Origin of the sequence: Streptomyces sp. 11x1 (assembly GCF_032598905.1) — a bacterium.
In the GTDB taxonomy this organism is placed as follows: Bacteria; Actinomycetota; Actinomycetes; order Streptomycetales; family Streptomycetaceae; genus Streptomyces.
Map to the genome: position 1 here is coordinate 6,190,432 of NZ_CP122458.1, position 17,187 is coordinate 6,207,618.

A 17,187-nucleotide genomic window follows, 5' to 3' on the forward strand; every position below is an offset into this window, starting at 1 on the left:
TATCGTGCCCGGGTGCTGACTGTGACCTCTGTGAATGTGAACGGGCTGCGGGCCGCCGCGAAGAAGGGCTTCGTGGAGTGGCTCGCCGGGACCTCGGCCGACGTGCTCTGCCTCCAGGAGGTGCGGGCCGAGCCGGAGCAGCTCCCCGCCGGGGTGCGGCAGCCCGAGGGGTGGCACGTGGTGCACGCCCCGGCCGCCGCCAAGGGGCGCGCGGGTGTGTCGCTGTACAGCCGTCGCGAGCCCGACAGGGTGCGGGTCGGCTTCGGATCGGCCGAGTTCGACGGCAGCGGGCGGTACGTCGAGGCCGATCTGCCCGGTGTCACCGTCGCCAGCCTCTACCTTCCCTCCGGCGAGGTCGGGACCGACCGGCAGGACGAGAAGGTCCGGTTCATGGACGAGTTCCTCGCCTACCTGAAGGAACTGCGCGAGCGCGCGGCCGCCGACGGGCGCGAGGTCGTCGTCTGCGGCGACTGGAACATCGCCCACCGGCCCGCCGACCTCAAGAACTGGCGGGCGAACCAGAAGAACGCCGGGTTCCTGCCCGAGGAGCGGGCCTGGCTCGACCGGGTCTTCGACGAGGCGGACGGGGCGTACGTCGATGTGCTGCGCGCCCTGCACCCCGACGTTGAGGGGCCCTACACCTGGTGGTCCTACCGGGGGCGGGCCTTCGACAACGACTCGGGATGGCGGATCGACCACCACGTGGCCACGGCCGGGCTCGCCGACAAGGCGGTCAAGGGGCTGGTGGAGCGCGCCGCGACCCACGCGGAGCGGTGGTCGGACCACGCGCCGGTGACGGTCGTCTACGACCTCTGAGAGCTGCCTCGCCCGGCGTCCGGCGTCCGATGCGTGCCGGGCGAGCGACCGACATCACAGATCCTTGACACTCTGTGCCGCACTGCATCGGTTGTTCGATTGCTGTGCGGAAAGACTCATCCCCAGGGGACGGTGCTTACCGGCCGGAGGGGGACACGTGCGGGGGCAGGGGCCAGGCGGCCACAACGAGCTGAGCGGCGTCGTGCACGGTCCCAGCGTGCAGGCCGCCGTCGTGTACGGCGGGGTCCAGGTCAGGACCGGCGAGGCGGTCGCGGCACGGCCGCGCACCGCGGTTCCGTGGCAACTGCCGCCCGCGGTGCCGCTCACCGCTCGCACGGCCGAGGTCGAGCGACTGGAGCACCACCGCGCCTCCGTGTCCCGCAGGGGGCATCCCGTCCTCGCCGCGGTGAGCGGGCTGGGCGGGGTGGGAAAGACCGCCCTCACCCTCTCCTGGCTGCACGGGCTGCGGCCCGACTTCCCGGACGGCCAGTTGTACGCGGACCTGGGCGCCCAGTCGCCGTCCGGACCGGCCGATCCCGGCGAGGTGCTGAGCGGATTCCTGCGCGGCCTGGGTGTGCCGCCGCGACAGGTTCCGCATGAGCCGGAGGAACGGGCGGCGTTGTACCGGTCGTTGACCGCCGAGCGCGCGCTCGTGGTCCTCCTCGACGACGCGGCGACGGCGGCGCAGGTACGGCCGCTGCTGCCGGGCGGCCGCACCCTCACCGTCGTGACCGGTCGTCGGCGGATGTCCGGCCTGGCGCTCGAAGGCTGCTACCAACTGCAGTTGGAGCCCCTCGCACCGGAGGCGGCGCTGGAACTCCTCGCGGCGACGCTCGCCGACGACCGGGTGGCCACCCAGACCGACGACGCCCGAGCCCTCGTGCGGCTGTGCGCGGGGCTGCCGCTCGCCGTCCGGGTCGCGGGCGCACGGCTCGCCGCCCGGCCGGGCAGGCGCATCGGCGCGATGGTGCGGGCCCTCGCCGCCGAGCAGGGCAGACTCGACGGGCTCGCCATCGAGGGGGATCACGGTGTGCGTGCCGCGCTGGATCTGTCGTACCGGGGCCTGCCCGAGACGTCGGCCCGGCTCTACCGGCTGCTCGGCCTGCATCCCGGACGCGAGTTCCAGAGCGCGGTCGCGACGGCGGTTCTGGCTCGCGGGTCCGCCGACGGCGGGCCGGGGTCCGTCGGCGCCACCGGGCCGGGACCCGCGGGCGCCACCGGGCCGGGACCCGCGGGCGCCACCGGGCCACCCGGCGCGGAGCGTGCGCTGGAGAACCTGTACGACGCCAATCTGCTGATCGACGTGGGCGAGGACCGGTACCGCTTCCACGACCTCGTCCGGCTGCACGCGGCCGAGAAAGCCGCGCAGGACGAGTCCGAGGCGGAACGGGCGGCCGCGTTCCGCCGGCTCGCGGACCACTATGTGGCCACCGCGACCCGGGCGGAGAAGGCCGTCGAGCCGTACCACCCCTTGCGGGAGCGGTCCTACGGCCTCGGTCCTGTCGTCGAGGGCGACCCCGGGCCCGGACCACGGGCCGCACTGGACTGGCTGGAGCGGGAACTGCCCCAGCTGATGGCGGTGATCCGCCGTGCCAGGGCGGCGGGCGCGGCGGAGGCCTGCTGGCAGCTCGCCGATGCCATGGGGCCGCTCTTCGTCCGCCGCAAGCACTACGACGAGTGGCTCGCCGCGTACGAGGAGGGGCTGGTGGCGGCGCGCGAGGTGGGCGACACCCAGGCCGCGTGCCGGATGCTGACGTCCGGGGGCCAGGGCGCTCTGGGGAGCGGCGGGCACGGGCGGGCGCTGGAGATGTTCGAGGAGGCGGCCGGGCTGTTCGCCTCCATCGGCGACATGCTCGGCCACGCCCGTACGCTCAACTACCGAGGACTGGCCCACCAGCGGCTGGGGCAACTGGACGAAGCGGCCGTACTGTTCGCCCGCGCGGCCGTCGAACTGCCCAGACACGGGGACGAACGCGCCGGCGGGCTCGCCCGGCTCAACGCCGCCGACGTCGACCTCGACCTCGGCCGTCCGGAGCGGGCAGCCGAAGCGGCCGTGGCCGCACGGGAGACGTTGCTGGCCGTGGACGACCCCTACAACGCCGCGAGGGCCGCCACGCTGCTCGGCCGGTCCGCCCTGCTTCGGGGCCGGCTCGACGAGGCGGAACGTCTGCTCTCCGGGGCGCTCGACGCTCTGGGCGCCGTGGGGGCGGACTCCGAGACGGCCCGGGCGCTCGGTGTGCTGGGCGAGGTCGCCGAGCGCCGCGGTGAGCGTGCCCTCGCCCGGGAGCGCTACGGCCGGGCCCTCGCGCTGGCCACCGCGGCGGGCCGGCCGGGGCAGGCCGACGAACTGCGCGAACGGTTGAGGTTGTTGACCGATGCCGATGCCGACGCTTCGGTCGACAGCGACGCCGGTGCCGGTGCCTCGGCCGCCAGCGACGCCGATGCCCAGGCCGATGCCGCCAGGTGACCGGGGTGATCGGCCGGCCGGTAACCGGCGGGTGGGTGCTGCCGGATGGCCGGGGAGGTCGGCGGGTCCGGCGGGGTGGGTGCAGCCGGATGACCGGGGCGACCGGCGGGACGGGTGTTGCCGGGCGCCCGTCCCGGTCGTCGGCGTCCGGTGGTGTCGATGGCTGGACCGGCTTCGGGGCGGAGGCCGGTGGACTGGTGTGTGTCGTTCAGTGGGTGCCTGTCACCAGCCATGTGTGGGCCAGGGACGCCCAGACCGGCCAGGGGTGTACGGCCGCGTGTCGTTCGGTCAGGTGCAGCCGTATCGGTACGCGGCCGTGGGGACCCACGCGCAGCCAGCACCTCCCTGCTCCGGTGTGCACCGCCACCACCGCCGTGCCCGGGTGGGCGGCGGCCAGCGCGTCGGCCGCGGCGTCTCCCGATCCCGGCGCCACCAGCACGTCGGCGAGGGCGGGCCAGGGCCAGGGGGCGGGCAGTTCCACCCGCAGATGCTCGTCGACGAGCGCGGGCGGGCCGGGCGGGCCGGGCGGGCCGGGCGGAGTGATCCGAACGTACCGGCCCCAGGGGCGCAGTGTCTCCTCTCCCGCTGTGTTCACGATCCGGCTCCGCCCGGCACGCCATAGCGCACCAGGACCGGTGGCGGCGCCGCCTCCGCGGCGGGGCGGGCGACCGGCGCGCGCAGCCGCAGCTTCCGGTAGAGCAGCGCGCGCATCCGCCGGGCGAACCGGCCCGGTTCCGAACTGATCCGGGCCGCGACCCGCGCGTACCGGTCCGGGCGGTGGGCGACGGAGCTCTGCCGCAGCTGTCGGAGCAACGGCCGGCCCGTGTCGATCCACGGCACCAGCGAGCGCAGTTCCGCCATGGGCGAGGCGGGGTCGAGGTCGGTGTCCGGTGAGCCGGCGGCCAGGAGACGGGCGCCCGTCATCGTGCCGTACAGCGACACCGAGCCGTGGTCGCCGACGATGTAGTCGGCCCCGACGACGGCGCCGCACCACTCCGCGTGCTGGCTGACCAGCCCGATGCCGCAGCGGCTGAGGCCGGCGAACGCGCTGCGGATGTGCCATTCGCTGTGGGCGTTCCAGACGTTCGAGTGCAGCATGACGACGATGCGGAAGTCCTCCCGGGGGAGCTGGTCGGCCAGTTGCTCCAGCAGGTCCCAGTGCCGTCCGAGCAGGGACTCGGGGCCCCAGGTCGAGCAGACGAGGACGAGCTCCTGCCAGGGCGCCGCGCCGAGCGCGCGCCGGTACAGGTCCCGGGCGGGCAGGCTCGCCGCGACGCGGTCGTAGCAGGGGTCCCCGACCACCTCGGCCACGGGCAGGGCCTCGGGGCACTCCCGGCCCAGACGGGTGCGGTCGTCCTCGTGGGCCAGGACGATCGCCGCGGGCACCACCACTCCGTCGCGGACCAGCCACTGCCGGCCCAGCCCGTACACCTCGCGCACCGCGGGGAGACGGCCAGGACGGCCGCGACGGTCGTCGGGGACGGAGACGCGCTTGTTGTACGAGGCGCCGTGCGGCAGCACGATCACCGGGACGTTCAGTTCGTGCAGGCTCCCGTAGCTCGCGGTCAGCGCGAGGTCGAAGCGGGTGTGCACCGCCTGTCCCCACGGCACGACGAGAGCCCTGGTGTTCTCCAGGAACTCGTCCACGCCGTGGTTGAAGACGTCACCGGCCACCGTGAAGAGCACCTGCACCCGCGGGTCCCCTTCCAGCAGTCGGACCGCGTCCAGCAGCCTCCGGGCGGAGGTCACGGTGTGGACCACCGCGAGCACCCGCTTGCGGATACGGAAGGTCGCCCAGCGCTCGACATCCAGACGCAGGGGTACGGCAGGGCGCCGGTCGGCGTCCGGCATCAGCAGGCTCATTTGCACTCCCCCGTGAAGCAACAGAGTTGAGGTGCGGACCGGCAGCTCGTCGCCGGCCGCTGTAACTGCGTCTCCCCGGACGGGTGGACGGCCGGCTTGCAGAAATCTTGCACCTCGGGCGTGCGGGTCCGTCGGCATGCTTCGTGCGCCCCTTCGCGCGACTGTGCGCCCTGCTTTGCACCTCTGTTCAGTCAGGCGCGGTGGCGACAGTGAGACATCTGGTGGACAGATGTACGACCCACCGGCCGCCCGTGCGGAGACCGCCGGTGCGAGGACAGCACGACCGAGGCACGCGCCTGGACGAAGCGAACCACCTGGGGGAAGTGGTGCACCTTCTTGCGCTCGGGCCGCTCGAACTGTGGCAAGGGGGACGGCAGTACCCGCTCGGCTCGCTGAAGGAGCGGCGGGTGCTCGCGGTCCTGCTGTACGCCCAGGGTGATCCCGTCGCCGTCGACACGCTCGTCGAACGGGTCTGGGACGACGAGGTGCCCGTTACCGCCGTGGAGACGCTGCACTCCTATCTCTCCCGGCTGCGCACCCGGCTGCGTCGCGCCGTCGGTGATCTGGCCGTGCTGGAGCGCCCGTCCCCGCGCCGCTACCGGCTGCGCGTCCGGCACGCGGACGACGTGGACTTCGTACGGCTGCAGCGGCTGCGTGACGAGGCCCGTGCGGCGGCCGGGCGCGGGGACCGGGAGTACGCCGTCGGTCTGCTGCACACCGCCGCGTCGCTGTGGCGGGGGGAGCCGTTCGCCGAGTTCACCGGCGACTGGGCCGCGTCCGCCCGGGCACGGCTGACCGAGGACCACCGCCGGGTGCGCGAGGAACGCATCCGGCTGGAACTGGAGCTGGGCCGTCACGCCGACCTCCTCGGCGAACTCCATGAACTGGTCTCCCTGAACCCGCTGGCCCAACAGGCGGTCACGGCCCTGATGCTGGCCCTGTACCGGTCCGGCCGGGACGGCGAGGCGCTGGCCCTGTACCGCACCACGCGCCGGCGGCTGAACGAGGAGCTCGGCATCGACCCCGGTACCGAACTCCAGGAACTGCAGCGGCGGATCCTCGGTCAGGACCCCGCCCTGCGGGAGCACCACGCGGCGGTGGCCGAGCCCGGGACCGGCCGGGGGAGGGGTGCCTCGCAGGCGGCGGACCGTGCCGCCGGGCACCCGGGGAGCAGTCTGCCGCGGGACACCCGGGACTTCACCGGCCGCGCGAGCGAGCTGGGCTTCCTGCTCGCCGCCCACGGACCCGACGGCAACGGGACCGCGCTGCCGGTCACCGTCGTGCACGGCATGCCCGGCGTCGGCAAGTCCGCGCTGATCGTGCACGCCGCGCACCGGATGCGCGAGCGCTATCCGGACGGCCAGTTCTACGTGGACCTGCGCGCCTACAGCGACCAACCGCCCCAGGATCCCGCGGACGCCCTGGCGTTCCTGCTGCACACCGTCGGAGTGCCCGATCCGCTGCCCGTCACCCTGGACGAGCGGGCCGCGCGCTGGCGAGAGTGGACCGCCCGGCACCGGGTCCTGGTGGTGCTCGACAACGCCCGGGACGCCGAGCAGATCCGCCCGCTGCTGCCCGGCTCGCCGGACTGCCGCGCGATCGTCGCCAGCCGTAACCGGCTCACCGAACTGGACGGCGCCACGCCGCTGTTGCTGGACGTGCTGTCCGTGACGGAGGCCGGTGCGCTCTTCGCCCGGATCGCGGGGGCGGCCCGGGTCTCCGACACCGTCGCCCTGCGCCGGGTCGTGGAACTGTGCGGCAGGCATCCGCTCACCCTGCAGCTGCACGCGAGCCGGTTCCGGCACCGGGACACCTGGGACCTGGAGTACGTCGCGGACCGGCTGGACGGGGCCGGCGACCGGTTGGAGGAGTTCGACGAACGGGTCGCCGCCGCTCTGGAGATGTCCTGCGCCGATCTGGACGCCTCGGCGCGCAGCCTGTTCCGCCGGCTCGCGCTGCACCCGGGCCCCGACATCACCCTGGAGGCGGCGATGGCGCTGTCCGGGGACGTCGATCCCGGCGCGGTGCGCCGCGCGGCCGAGACCCTGCTGGACCGCCACCTGTTGGACGAACCGGTCCGGGACCGCTATCAACTCCACGATCTGGCCCGTGCGTTCGCCGGCCGTCTCGGTCGCCGGGAGGATCCGCCGACCGAGCGGCGCGGGGCGCTGCGGCGGCTGCTGTCGTACTACCTCACGGCCGCCGACCGGGCGGACCGGCTCGCCCACCCGCGACGGCGCAGACGACGCGTCCCGAGGGAATTGATCGCACCGGTCACCCCCGGGTTCGCCGCGGAGCCGCCCACCGGGTCCGCCGCCGAGGAGGCGTCGGTGTGGCTGACCGTGGAGCGAGGCAACCTGCTGGCGGTGGCACGTACGGCCGCGGCGGAGTTCCCCGAGTACGCGGCGCTCTTCCCGCACGTCCTCGCGCACTCCCTGCAACGCTGGGGCACGCACGACATCACCGCCGAGCTGCAGGCGGCGGCGTTGATCGCGCTGCGCTCGGGCGAGGACCGGCCGGCCCTCGCCCGGACCCTGGTGGAGCGGGCGAGTGTCCTCGCCCGGGAGAACCACAACGCGGCTCTGGAGCACGCCACCGAGGCGTTGACCCTGTTCGAGGAGCTCGGTGACCCCCGGGGCCGGGCCGACGCGCTGCTCGAGATAGGCCGTGCCCATCTCGGGGCGGGCCGCGGCGAGGCGTGTCTGCGGGAACTGGACCGGTGCCTCGTCCTCTACCGCGCTGTCGACGACCCCCATGGCATCGCCGCCACCCTCAATGTGCAGGGCACGGCGAGGGTGCACCGGGCGGAGTACACCGAGGCGACGCACTGCTTCCGGACCATGCTCGGCATCAACCGGGAACTGCGTGACCGTCACGGTGAGGCCGTCGCGTGGAACAACCTCGGGGACATCCGGCTCGCCCTCGGGCTCCCCGAGGAGGCCGGCTACCACTACGAGCACGCCCTCGTCCTGATGCGCGACATCGGAGGGAAGAAGGACCTCGCGATCCTCGACACCAATCTCGGTGCCGTGTACTCCGCCACCGGTCAGCCGGGGCGGGCACTCGCCTGTTTCCGCCGGGCCCTGGCCAGCCATCGGGCGGGCGGGGACGCCATCGGTGAGGTCAACACCCTGATCTCGCTGGGCGAGACCTGTGCGGGTTCCGGTCGCACGAAGGACGCCCTGGACCACTTCGGCGCGGCGGAGAAGGTGGCCCGGCGTATCGACAATTCCTACGAGCGGCAGAGAGCGCTTCTCGGAATTGCTGACACGCATTACAGGGAGAGGCGGTGGGGCATCTCGCTGGAGACCTATCGGAAGGCACTTTCCATCGCGCACGAGCACAGTTATTCGTTGTGCTCGGCGCGGGCGCTGGCCGGTATTTCCCGGGTGAGCCTCCGAATGAACGACGTCCCGTCCGCCCGAGCCCACGCGGAACGCGCGCTGGCGATGTACCGGAGGCTCGGGGCGGACGGGGAGGCGGCTGAACTGGGCCGCGTGTTCGACGACTGGGGTGCTACCGGCTCGTGAGAGCCGGTGGGGTCACCAGATGCACTCTGCGCGCGCGACCGCCATGTTCATGACGAAGAATGCGGCACTGGCAATGCTGATGGTGAGTGCGCGGTTCACTTCTCTCCTGGTTCGAAAGGGGATCCGAGAGGGAAACGTCTGAACGACGAATGTGCTTACCGTAGCTCATCCGATGAGCCGTCGAATCGATTCTCCTCACCCTTTCGGGTGAAAGTCGCGCCCGTGGGGGTTCAGTTCCCGCCTTGTGTATTTGTCGACTCCCGCAGTCGCCGGTCCATCGCCAGAGAAAGTTCCGCTTCCGCCACGCTCTTCGCCAGTGGCCGCAGGCGGGCGAGGTCCTCGGTGGTGCGGCCCGGCTGGGTGAGGATGAGGTCGGTGAAGAGGGCGGCCAGGGCCTCGGCGTGTTCGCGGACGCGGCGGCCCGCGCTGAGCACGTCGGCGAGGGGGACGCCCTCACGGACCAGCGCGGCCGAGACGTCCAGGAGGCGGCGGCTGATGTGGACGATCTCACCGCCGTCGGTGCCGAGGTAGCCGAGGTCGAGGGCGGCGGCGAGGTTCTCCGAGGTGGCCTGGTCGCCGAAGTGGTCGGCCAGTTCCTCGGGGGTGAGGCGGACCGGGGTCTCCTCGGTGGGGACGCCGAGGCCCAGCAGGTCGCCCACGTCGCGGCCCTGGTCGAACGCCTCGGCCAGCTCCGCTATGCCGCTGAGGGTGTGGCCGCGCTCCAGCAGGGCCGCGATCGTGCGCAGCCGGGCCAGGTGCGTGTCGTCGTACCAGGCGATGCGGCCCTCGCGGCGGGGCGGCGGGATCAGTTTGCGCTCCCGGTAGAAGCGCAGGGTGCGGACGGTGATGCCGGCCGCCTCGGCCAGCTGTTCCATGCGGTACTCGTGCCGCTCGCCTTCTGCTGCCGGGTCTTCCGCCGTGTCTCCTGCCGCTGCTTCTGCCACCCGCGCAGCCTATGTCGTACCGCTGGTAACTCCAGAGGGCCCAACCCCTACCCATCGGTACGGTCCTGCCCTACGCTCCCCATTGCGCCAGTGATTACTGGCGCGGACATGGTGCGAACGCGGTGTGCGCACGCGATGAGGCGTGGAGGTACCGGATGGGCGGGCACAGGGGCGGGAACGGGCCGCATGTGCGGGTGGCGGTGATCGGCTCCGGGTTCGGCGGGCTCGGGGCGGCCGTGCGGCTGCGGCGCGAGGGGATCACCGACTTCGTCGTCCTGGAGCGGGCGGGGTCGGTCGGCGGCACCTGGCGGGACAACGACTATCCCGGGTGCGCCTGCGACGTGCCCTCCCACCTCTACTCGTTCTCCTTCGCCCCCAACTTCGAGTGGCCGCGCGCCTTCTCCGGGCAGGAGCACATCCGGGCCTATCTGGAGCACGTCACGGACGTCTTCGGGCTGCGGCCGCACATCCGCTTCGGCTCCGAGGTGCTGCGGATGGCCTGGGACGGGGAGCGGCTGTGCTGGGACATCGAGACCAGCGGTGGGGCGCTCTCCGCCGACTTCGTCGTCTCCGCGACCGGGCCGCTGTCCGATCCGAAGCTGCCGACCGAGGCGGAGCTGCCGGGGCTCGGGTCCTTCCCGGGCAAGGCGTTCCACTCCGCCCGCTGGGACCACGGCTACGACCTGCGCGGCAAGCGGGTCGCGATGATCGGTACGGGTGCCTCCGCGATCCAGATCGTGCCGGCGATCCAGCCCGAGGTCGGCCGGCTGACTCTCTTCCAGCGGACCCCGCCCTGGGTGCTGCCGCGCGTCGACCGCAGCATCAGCGGGGCCGAGAAGTGGCTGCACAAGCAGCTGCCGTTCACCGCGCAGGCCCGGCGCGGACTGCTGTGGGGCGTACGGGAGTTGCAGGTGCAGGCCTTCACCAAGCGGCCGAACCAGCTGGGGCTGGTGGAGCGGATGGCGAAGCGGCACATGGCCCGGAGCGTCGCGGATCCGCAGCTGCGGGCCCGGCTCACCCCTGACTACCGCATCGGGTGCAAGCGCATCCTGCTGTCCAACACCTACTATCCGGCGCTCACCCGGCCCAACGTCGACGTCATCGCGTCCGGGCTGTCCAAGGTCGACGGCTCCACACTCGTCGCCGCCGACGGGTCCGCCGCCGAGGTCGACGCGATCGTCTTCGGCACCGGGTTCCACGTCACCGACATGCCCATCGCAGACCGGGTGGTGGGCGCCGACGGGCGCACGCTCGCCGAGTCCTGGGCGGGCGGGGGGATGCGGTCGCTGCGCGGGGCGTCCGCGGCCGGGTTCCCGAACTGGATGACGATCATCGGACCCAACACGGGTCTGGGGAACTCCAGCATGATCCTGATGATCGAGTCCCAGCTGAACTACATGGCCGACTTCGTACGGCAGTTGGACGTGCTCGGGGGCCGCGTGGCCCTCGACGCCCGGCCCGCCGCCGTCGACGCCTGGAACGAGCGGGTGCAGAAGCGCATGGAGCGCACGGTGTGGAACACCGGCGGCTGCACCAGCTGGTACCTCGACGCGAGCGGTCGCAACACGACCGTCTGGCCGGGTACGACCACCGAGTTCCGCGGCGCGACCCGGCGGGTCGACCTGAGCGAGTACGAGGTGGTGCGGGCCGCCCCGCCGGGTACGAGGAACAGCGGCGGGGCGACGGACACGGAGAAGGTGGAGGCCGGAGCGTGACCCGACTGACGCATGTGAAGCACGGGCCCTACGCGCCGCCCGCAGCCGTCCGGGAGTTGGCGGCCGTGTCCGCCGACGGGGCGCGGCTGCACGTCGAGCTGCACGGTCCGCAGGATGCGCCGACGGTGGTGCTCGTCCACGGTTGGACCTGCTCGACGGCGTACTGGGCGGCGCAGGTCCGGGACCTCTGCGTCGACCATCGGGTCGTCGTCTACGACCAGCGCGGGCACGGGCGCAGCCCCGCGTCCGCCGTGTGCAGCGCGGACGGTCTCGCCGACGATCTGGAGGCGGTGCTCGCGGCGACACTCGCGCCGGGCGAGAAGGCGGTGCTGGCCGGGCACTCCATGGGCGGGATGACGCTGATGGCCGCCGCCGGCCGACCGGGCTTCCAGGAGCACGCGGCGACGGTCCTGCTGTGCAGCACGGGCAGTTCGCGGCTGGTCGACGAGTCGCTGGTCGTGCCGCTGGGGCCGGGGCGCGTGCGGGCCTGGCTGACCCGGAAGGTCCTCGGCTCCCGGGCGCCGCTCGGGCCGGTCACACCGATCGCCCGGCGGATCCTCAAGTACGCGACCATGGGCCCCGGTTCGTCGCCCGTGATGGTCGAGGCGTGCGCGCGGATCGTGCACTCGTGCCCTGCCAGGGTGCGGCACGCCTGGTCGCACGTCCTCGCCTCGCTCGATCTCGACCACGGCGTACGGGCGTTGACGGTGCCGACGGCCGTGATCGTGGGCACCGCGGACCGGATGACGCCGCCCGTGCACGCGCGGGCGCTGGCCGCCGCGCTGCCCGACTGCGTGGGCGTGAGCGAGCTGACCGGGGTCGGACACATGGCGCCGGTGGAGGCGCCGGAGGCAGTCACCGCGCGCATACGCGAGCTGGCCGCGCTGTACGTACGTGCCGGGCGGGACGAGTTGGAGGAGGCGGGCGCATGAGCAACGGCAGCACCCTGGAGGGGCGGGTCGCGGTCGTCACCGGGGCCGCGCGGGGCGTCGGGGAACTCCTGGCGCGCAAGCTCTCGGTGCGGGGGGTGAAGGTCGCGCTCGTCGGCCTCGAACCGGACGAGCTGAAGCGGGTGTCGGAGCGGCTGTACGGCGAGAGCCAGTACTGGCACGCCGATGTGACCGACCACGAGGTCATGACGCGGGTCGCGGCAGAGGTGAAGGAGCGGTTCGGGCGGGTCGACATCGTCGTCGCCAACGCGGGCGTCGCCACGGGCGGGCCGTTCGTGGACTCCGACCCCGACTCCTGGCGGCGGGTCATCGAGGTCAACCTCGTCGGATCGGCCGTCACCGGGCGGGCGTTCCTGCCGGCGCTGATCGAGAGCCGGGGGTATCTGCTGCAGATCGCCTCCCTCGCGGCGATCACCCCGGCGCCGATGATGACGGCGTACTGCGCGTCCAAGTCGGGTGTCGAGGCGTACGCGCACTGTCTGCGCGCCGAGGTCGGGCACCGGGGAGTCGGGGTCGGGGTCGGGTATCTGTCCTGGACCGACACGGACATGGTGCGCGGGGCCGACAAGGAGGAGGCGATGCGGGAGTTGCGGGAGCGGCTGCCGTGGCCGGCCGGGAAGACGTACCCGTTGGGGCCGGCCGTGGACCGGTTCGTCGCCGGGATCGAGCGGCGGTCCAGCCATGTGTACGGGCAGTGGTGGCTGCGGGGGATGCAGGGTGTGCGCGGGTATCTCCCTGGGCTCATCGGGACGTTCGCGCCGCGCGAGGTGCGGCGGATGGAGCCGCGGCTGCGCGGGGTGGCGAAGGGGCTGGTGGGGGCCGGTGGGGCCGCGGACGAGCGGACGCGGGGGGTCGGGGCCACGGAGCCGGAATAGCTCTGGGTCACCGAGCGTCACTGATCGAAATGCGTGGGATGTCCGTGCGTGTTTGTCTGGTCGAGGCCCGATCCCCTCACCCACAAACGGGAGTGAATCCACATGGGCATGAAGGACCAGTTCCAGGACAAGGCTGAGCAGCTGAAGCGGAAGGCCGGGCAGTCGCCCGAGGAGCGGCAGCGGGCTCAGCGGCCTGGTGAGCGCGCGTCCGAACGTCAGCACCAGCAGGCGCAGCGCGAGCACGACCGGCCCCAGCGCGAGCACGGGCAGCCGCAGCGCGAGTCCGGCCGGCCCCAGCGCGAGCACGGCCAGCCGGAGCGCGGCGCGCGGCGCCGTGACGAGGAGTCGGAGCGGCTGATGCGGGACGAGGAAGACCGCGTCCGCCAGGACTTCGACGCGTAACTCCCGCACCCGGCCCCGGCCGTGTGAGACGCGGGGCGCCCTCCTTGAGCGGAGGGTGCCTCGCGTTCGCGCGTTCAGGGGCGTCTTCCGTTCGCGCGTTCCCGGGCGTCTTCCGTCTTCGAGCGTCCGTCTTCGAGCGTTCCCGGGCGTCTCTCTACGGGATCGCCCTCGGCGGCAGTGGCGGGCGGGCCCTGTTCGGGACGTTGCTGTAGTCCGGGGGGTCCGCCGCGGGGTGGGTCTTCAGGAGGTCGAGGGCCAGGTTCACCGCCGCCTCCAACTGGGTGTTGCGGCCCTCGGCCCAGTCCAGGGGGGTGCGCAGGGTCTCCAGGTCCGGGGTGACGCCCCGGTTCTCGACGGTCCAGCCGTACGCGTCGAACCAGGCGGCGTTCATCGGGACCGTGATGACCGTGCCGTCGCCGAGCTGGTGGCGGCCGGTCATGCCGACGACACCGCCCCAGGTGCGCAGGCCCACCACCGGGCCGAGTCCCAGGAGTTTGAACGCGGTGGTGATCATGTCGCCGTCGGAGGCGGTCGCCTCGTCGGCCAGGGCGACGACGGGACCGCGCGGGGCGCTCGACGCGTACGACACCGGCTGCGCGTTCCTCGTCAGGTCCCACCCGAGGATCTTGCGGGTCAGCTTCTCCACCACCAGTTCGCTGATGTGGCCGCCCGCGTTGCCGCGCACGTCGACGATCAGGGCGGGCCGGGAGACCTCCATACGCAGGTCGCGGTTGAACTGGGCCCAACCGGAGCCGCCCATGTCCGGGATGTGCAGGTAGCCGCAGTGGCCGCCGCTCAACTCCCGTACGACCGCACGGCGTTTGGCCACCCAGTCCTGGTAGCGCAGGGGCCGTTCGTCGAGGAGGGGGACCACGGCGACACGGCGGGAGCGGCCCGCCGCCTCCGGGTCGGCGGGGTCCGACGCGCCCTCCCCGGAAGGGGGTTGGGTGAAGGTCAGCTCGACCGTCGTGCCGCCCGCGCCCACCAGCAGGGGGTACGGACCCGTCGTCGGGTCGACCGGGCGGCCGTCGACATGGGTGAGGACCGCACCCTCCCGGATGCCGGTGCCGGCCAGGGGCGAGCGGGCCTTGGAGTCGGAGGAGTCACCGGGCAGGATGCGGCGGATCGTCCACGCGTCGTCCCGGCGGACGAAGTTGGCGCCCAGGAAGCCCTGTCGGCGCTGGTAGTGGGGCGGGCCCTCGTTGCGGCGCGCCGGGGAGACATAGGCGTGGGAGGTGCCGAGTTCGCCCAGCACCTCCCGCAGCAGGTCCGCGAACTCGTCGGGGGACGCGACCCGTTCGACCAGCGGGCGGTACTGGTCGAGGACCCCGTCCCAGTCGATGCCGCTCATCCTCGGGTCCCAGAAGTACGCGCGGATCAGCCGGCCGGCCTCCTCGTACGCCTGGCGCCACTCGGCGCCCGGGTCGACCTCGTGCGGGATGCGCCGCAGGTCGATCCAGACGGTCGAGTCGCCGTCGCCGGACTCGGTGGAGGGGACGGCCCGCAGGTCGCCCTCGTCCACGACGACGAGCCGTGAGCCGTCGCCGCTGACCGCGAACCAGTCCAGATGGTCGACGAGTTCGGACCTCTTCGCCTTGCTGATGTTGAAGTATTCGAGCGTCGGGCGGCCGGTCATGTCGTCCGGGTTGGCGAAGGTCTCGCCCAGGGCGCCGGAGATCGGCCAGCGCAGCCACACCAGGCCGCCGCCCGCGACCGGGTACAGCGCCGAGTACTTGGAGGCGGTGACCGGGAACGGCGTGACCCGGTTCTCCAGGCCCTCGGTCTCCACGGTCACTGTGCCGTCGGTGTTCTCGTCCTCGGTGGGGTCCATGCCCCCGGCGACCGGCCGCCCGTCGGGGTTCAGGGCGAAGGGGGAGGGCGTGGCGGAGGAGAGCGGGACCAGGTAGGGGCGGCAGCCGAGCGGGAAGGACAGGTCGCCGGTGTGCACGTCGTACACCGGGTCGAAGCCGCGCCAGGACAGGAAGGCGAGGTAGCGGCCGTCGCTGGTGAACACCGGGTTCTCGTCCTCGAAGCGGCCGTTCGTGACGTCCACGACCACCCCGTCCTTCATCCGGGCCATCTTGATCTGGCGCAGGGTGCGGCCGATGCCCGGGTGGGACCAGGTCAGCCAGGCGCCGTCGGGGGAGAAGGCGAGATCGCGGACGGGGCCGTTGAGGGAGGTGATGAGTTCGGTGACCTCGCCGTCCGACTCCTCGGTGCCCCCGGCGGCCGCCGCCTCGTCGGGCACGGTCAGCAGGAGCACACGGCCGTCGTGCGAGGCGACGGCGAGGCGTTCGCCGCGTGGGTCGGACACCAGTTCCAGGACGCGACCCAGGCCGCCGGAGGCGAGGCGACGGGGCTCGCGGGCGCCGGTGGCCCCGGGCAGGTGGGCGATCTCGATCGCGTCCTCGCCGTCCGCGTCGGTCACGTACGTCACCCGGCCGCCGGAACCCAGCATCTCCGGCAGCCGGACGCGGACGCCCGGGGTGTCGGCGATGGTCCGGGCCGGGCCGTCGCGGTGGGTCAGCCAGTAGAGGCTGCCGCGGACGACGACCGCGCTGGCCCGGCCCGTGTCGTCCACGGAGATGCCGTCGACGTGCTGGGCCGGCGGCACCTGGTACGGCCGCCGCCCGGTGCGCGCACCGCCGAGCCGTACGTCGAGGCGGCGCGGCACGGCGTCGGCGGCGAGGTCGTCGACCAGCCACACCTCGCCCGCGCACTGGTACACCACCCGGGTGCCGTCGCTCGACGCGTGCCGGGCGTAGAAGGCGTCGTGGTCGGTGTGGCGGCGCAGGTCGGAGCCGTCGTACGCGCAGGAGTAGAGGTTGCCGACGCCCTCGTGGTCGGAGAGGAAGACGATCCGGCCGCCGACGAACAGGGGGGAGTGCAGATGTCCGTCGAGGTCGGCCAGCAGCCGCTCGCCGTGCAGCCAGAGACGGCCCATGGCCCCGCCCCGGTAGCGCTTCCAGGAGGCCGGTTCGTGCGGGGGTGTGCCGGTGAGCAGCAGGGTGCGGCGCTCGCCGTCGATCTCGGCGGACTGGATGTCGGAGACCGGGCCCCAGGGCAGTTTGCGGCCGGGGTCGCCGTCGATGCCTACCTTGTAGGCCCAGGTGAAGTGCGAGAACGGCTCGCCGTGGGAGGCGACCGCCAGGATGTCCGAGCGGCCCTCCCGGTCCGGGGGTGTCCAGCCGCGGACCTCGGTGTCGGGGCTGCCCCAGTGGGTGAGCCGACGGGCGGGGGCGCCGCCGTCCACCGGGGTCAGATGGATCTCCGGGAGGATGCTCCGCCAGCTCGTGTACGCGATGTGCCGGCCGTCGGGCGAGAAACGCGGTGTGGCGACCTTCGTACGGTCGACGGTGAGCCGCCAGGCGCGGTCCGAGCCGTCCAGCGGGGCCAGCCACAGGTCGTCCTCGGCGACGAAGCAGAGGCGGTCGCCGCTGAGGTGGGGGTGGCGGAGGTAGCCGGGGTCCCGACCCGTTCCTTGCTCGTAGGTGTCGCTCACCCACCCATGCTTTTCCGGCCGGGGGACACCGGCAACTTCAACCCGGGCGACCCGGCGACTGCTACGGGGTGACCCACCGACCCCTACCGGGTGACCCACCACGCGAACGAAACGGTTTCGTTT

General features: G+C 73.0%; 11 protein-coding genes. 7 read left to right on the forward strand and 4 right to left on the reverse strand.

The window, feature by feature from the left end:
- Positions 1–21 precede the first annotated feature (21 nt).
- Both P8T65_RS27290 and P8T65_RS27295 read left to right on the forward strand, forming a co-directional pair.
- Positions 22–816, forward strand: coding sequence for an exodeoxyribonuclease III (locus P8T65_RS27290; protein WP_316727861.1), 795 nt, complete (start codon positions 22–24; stop codon positions 814–816).
- 157 nt (positions 817–973) lie between these two features.
- Positions 974–3,283: an ATP-binding protein gene (locus tag P8T65_RS27295; RefSeq protein ID WP_399100396.1), complete on the forward strand. Its 2,310-nt coding sequence runs from the start codon at positions 974–976 to the stop codon at positions 3,281–3,283.
- 208 nt (positions 3,284–3,491) lie between these two features.
- Here the strand turns inward: P8T65_RS27295 and P8T65_RS27300 are convergent, their stop codons facing one another.
- Together P8T65_RS27300 and P8T65_RS27305 are read right to left on the reverse strand one after the other, a co-directional pair.
- Entirely contained in the window at positions 3,492–3,878 is a 387-nt protein-coding gene (locus tag P8T65_RS27300; RefSeq protein WP_316727863.1) for a hypothetical protein, read from the reverse strand.
- Positions 3,875–5,146: a hypothetical protein gene (locus P8T65_RS27305; protein WP_316727864.1), complete on the reverse strand. Its 1,272-nt coding sequence runs from the start codon at positions 5,144–5,146 to the stop codon at positions 3,875–3,877. The genes P8T65_RS27300 and P8T65_RS27305 overlap by 4 nt, the downstream gene beginning before the upstream one ends.
- Positions 5,147–5,469: 323 nt before the next feature.
- Between P8T65_RS27305 and P8T65_RS27310 the strand changes: the two genes are divergently transcribed.
- Complete coding sequence (locus P8T65_RS27310; protein ID WP_316727865.1) at positions 5,470–8,676, forward strand: BTAD domain-containing putative transcriptional regulator; 3,207 nt, start codon at positions 5,470–5,472, stop codon at positions 8,674–8,676.
- Between the two features lie 230 nt (positions 8,677–8,906).
- On the opposite strand, the gene P8T65_RS27315 is transcribed toward P8T65_RS27310, so the two are convergent.
- Positions 8,907–9,551, reverse strand: a complete 645-nt coding sequence (locus P8T65_RS27315; RefSeq protein ID WP_316731748.1) for a MerR family transcriptional regulator — start codon at positions 9,549–9,551, stop codon at positions 8,907–8,909.
- A gap of 224 nt (positions 9,552–9,775) precedes the next feature.
- Between P8T65_RS27315 and P8T65_RS27320 the strand changes: the two genes are divergently transcribed.
- From P8T65_RS27320 to P8T65_RS27335, 4 genes are all read left to right on the forward strand, one after another.
- On the forward strand, positions 9,776–11,335 hold the full coding sequence (locus P8T65_RS27320) for an NAD(P)/FAD-dependent oxidoreductase (protein ID WP_316727866.1): 1,560 nt from the start codon (positions 9,776–9,778) through the stop codon (positions 11,333–11,335).
- Entirely contained in the window at positions 11,332–12,267 is a 936-nt protein-coding gene (locus P8T65_RS27325) for an alpha/beta hydrolase (RefSeq protein WP_316727867.1), read from the forward strand. The genes P8T65_RS27320 and P8T65_RS27325 overlap by 4 nt, the downstream gene beginning before the upstream one ends.
- Entirely contained in the window at positions 12,264–13,160 is an 897-nt protein-coding gene (locus P8T65_RS27330; RefSeq protein ID WP_316727868.1) for an SDR family oxidoreductase, read from the forward strand. The genes P8T65_RS27325 and P8T65_RS27330 overlap by 4 nt, the downstream gene beginning before the upstream one ends.
- Before the next feature lie 102 nt (positions 13,161–13,262).
- Positions 13,263–13,562: a hypothetical protein gene (locus tag P8T65_RS27335; protein ID WP_184893018.1), complete on the forward strand. Its 300-nt coding sequence runs from the start codon at positions 13,263–13,265 to the stop codon at positions 13,560–13,562.
- Between the two features lie 154 nt (positions 13,563–13,716).
- On the opposite strand, the gene P8T65_RS27340 is transcribed toward P8T65_RS27335, so the two are convergent.
- Positions 13,717–17,064, reverse strand: coding sequence for a S41 family peptidase (locus P8T65_RS27340; RefSeq protein WP_316727869.1), 3,348 nt, complete (start codon positions 17,062–17,064; stop codon positions 13,717–13,719).
- Positions 17,065–17,187: the final 123 nt, after the last annotated feature.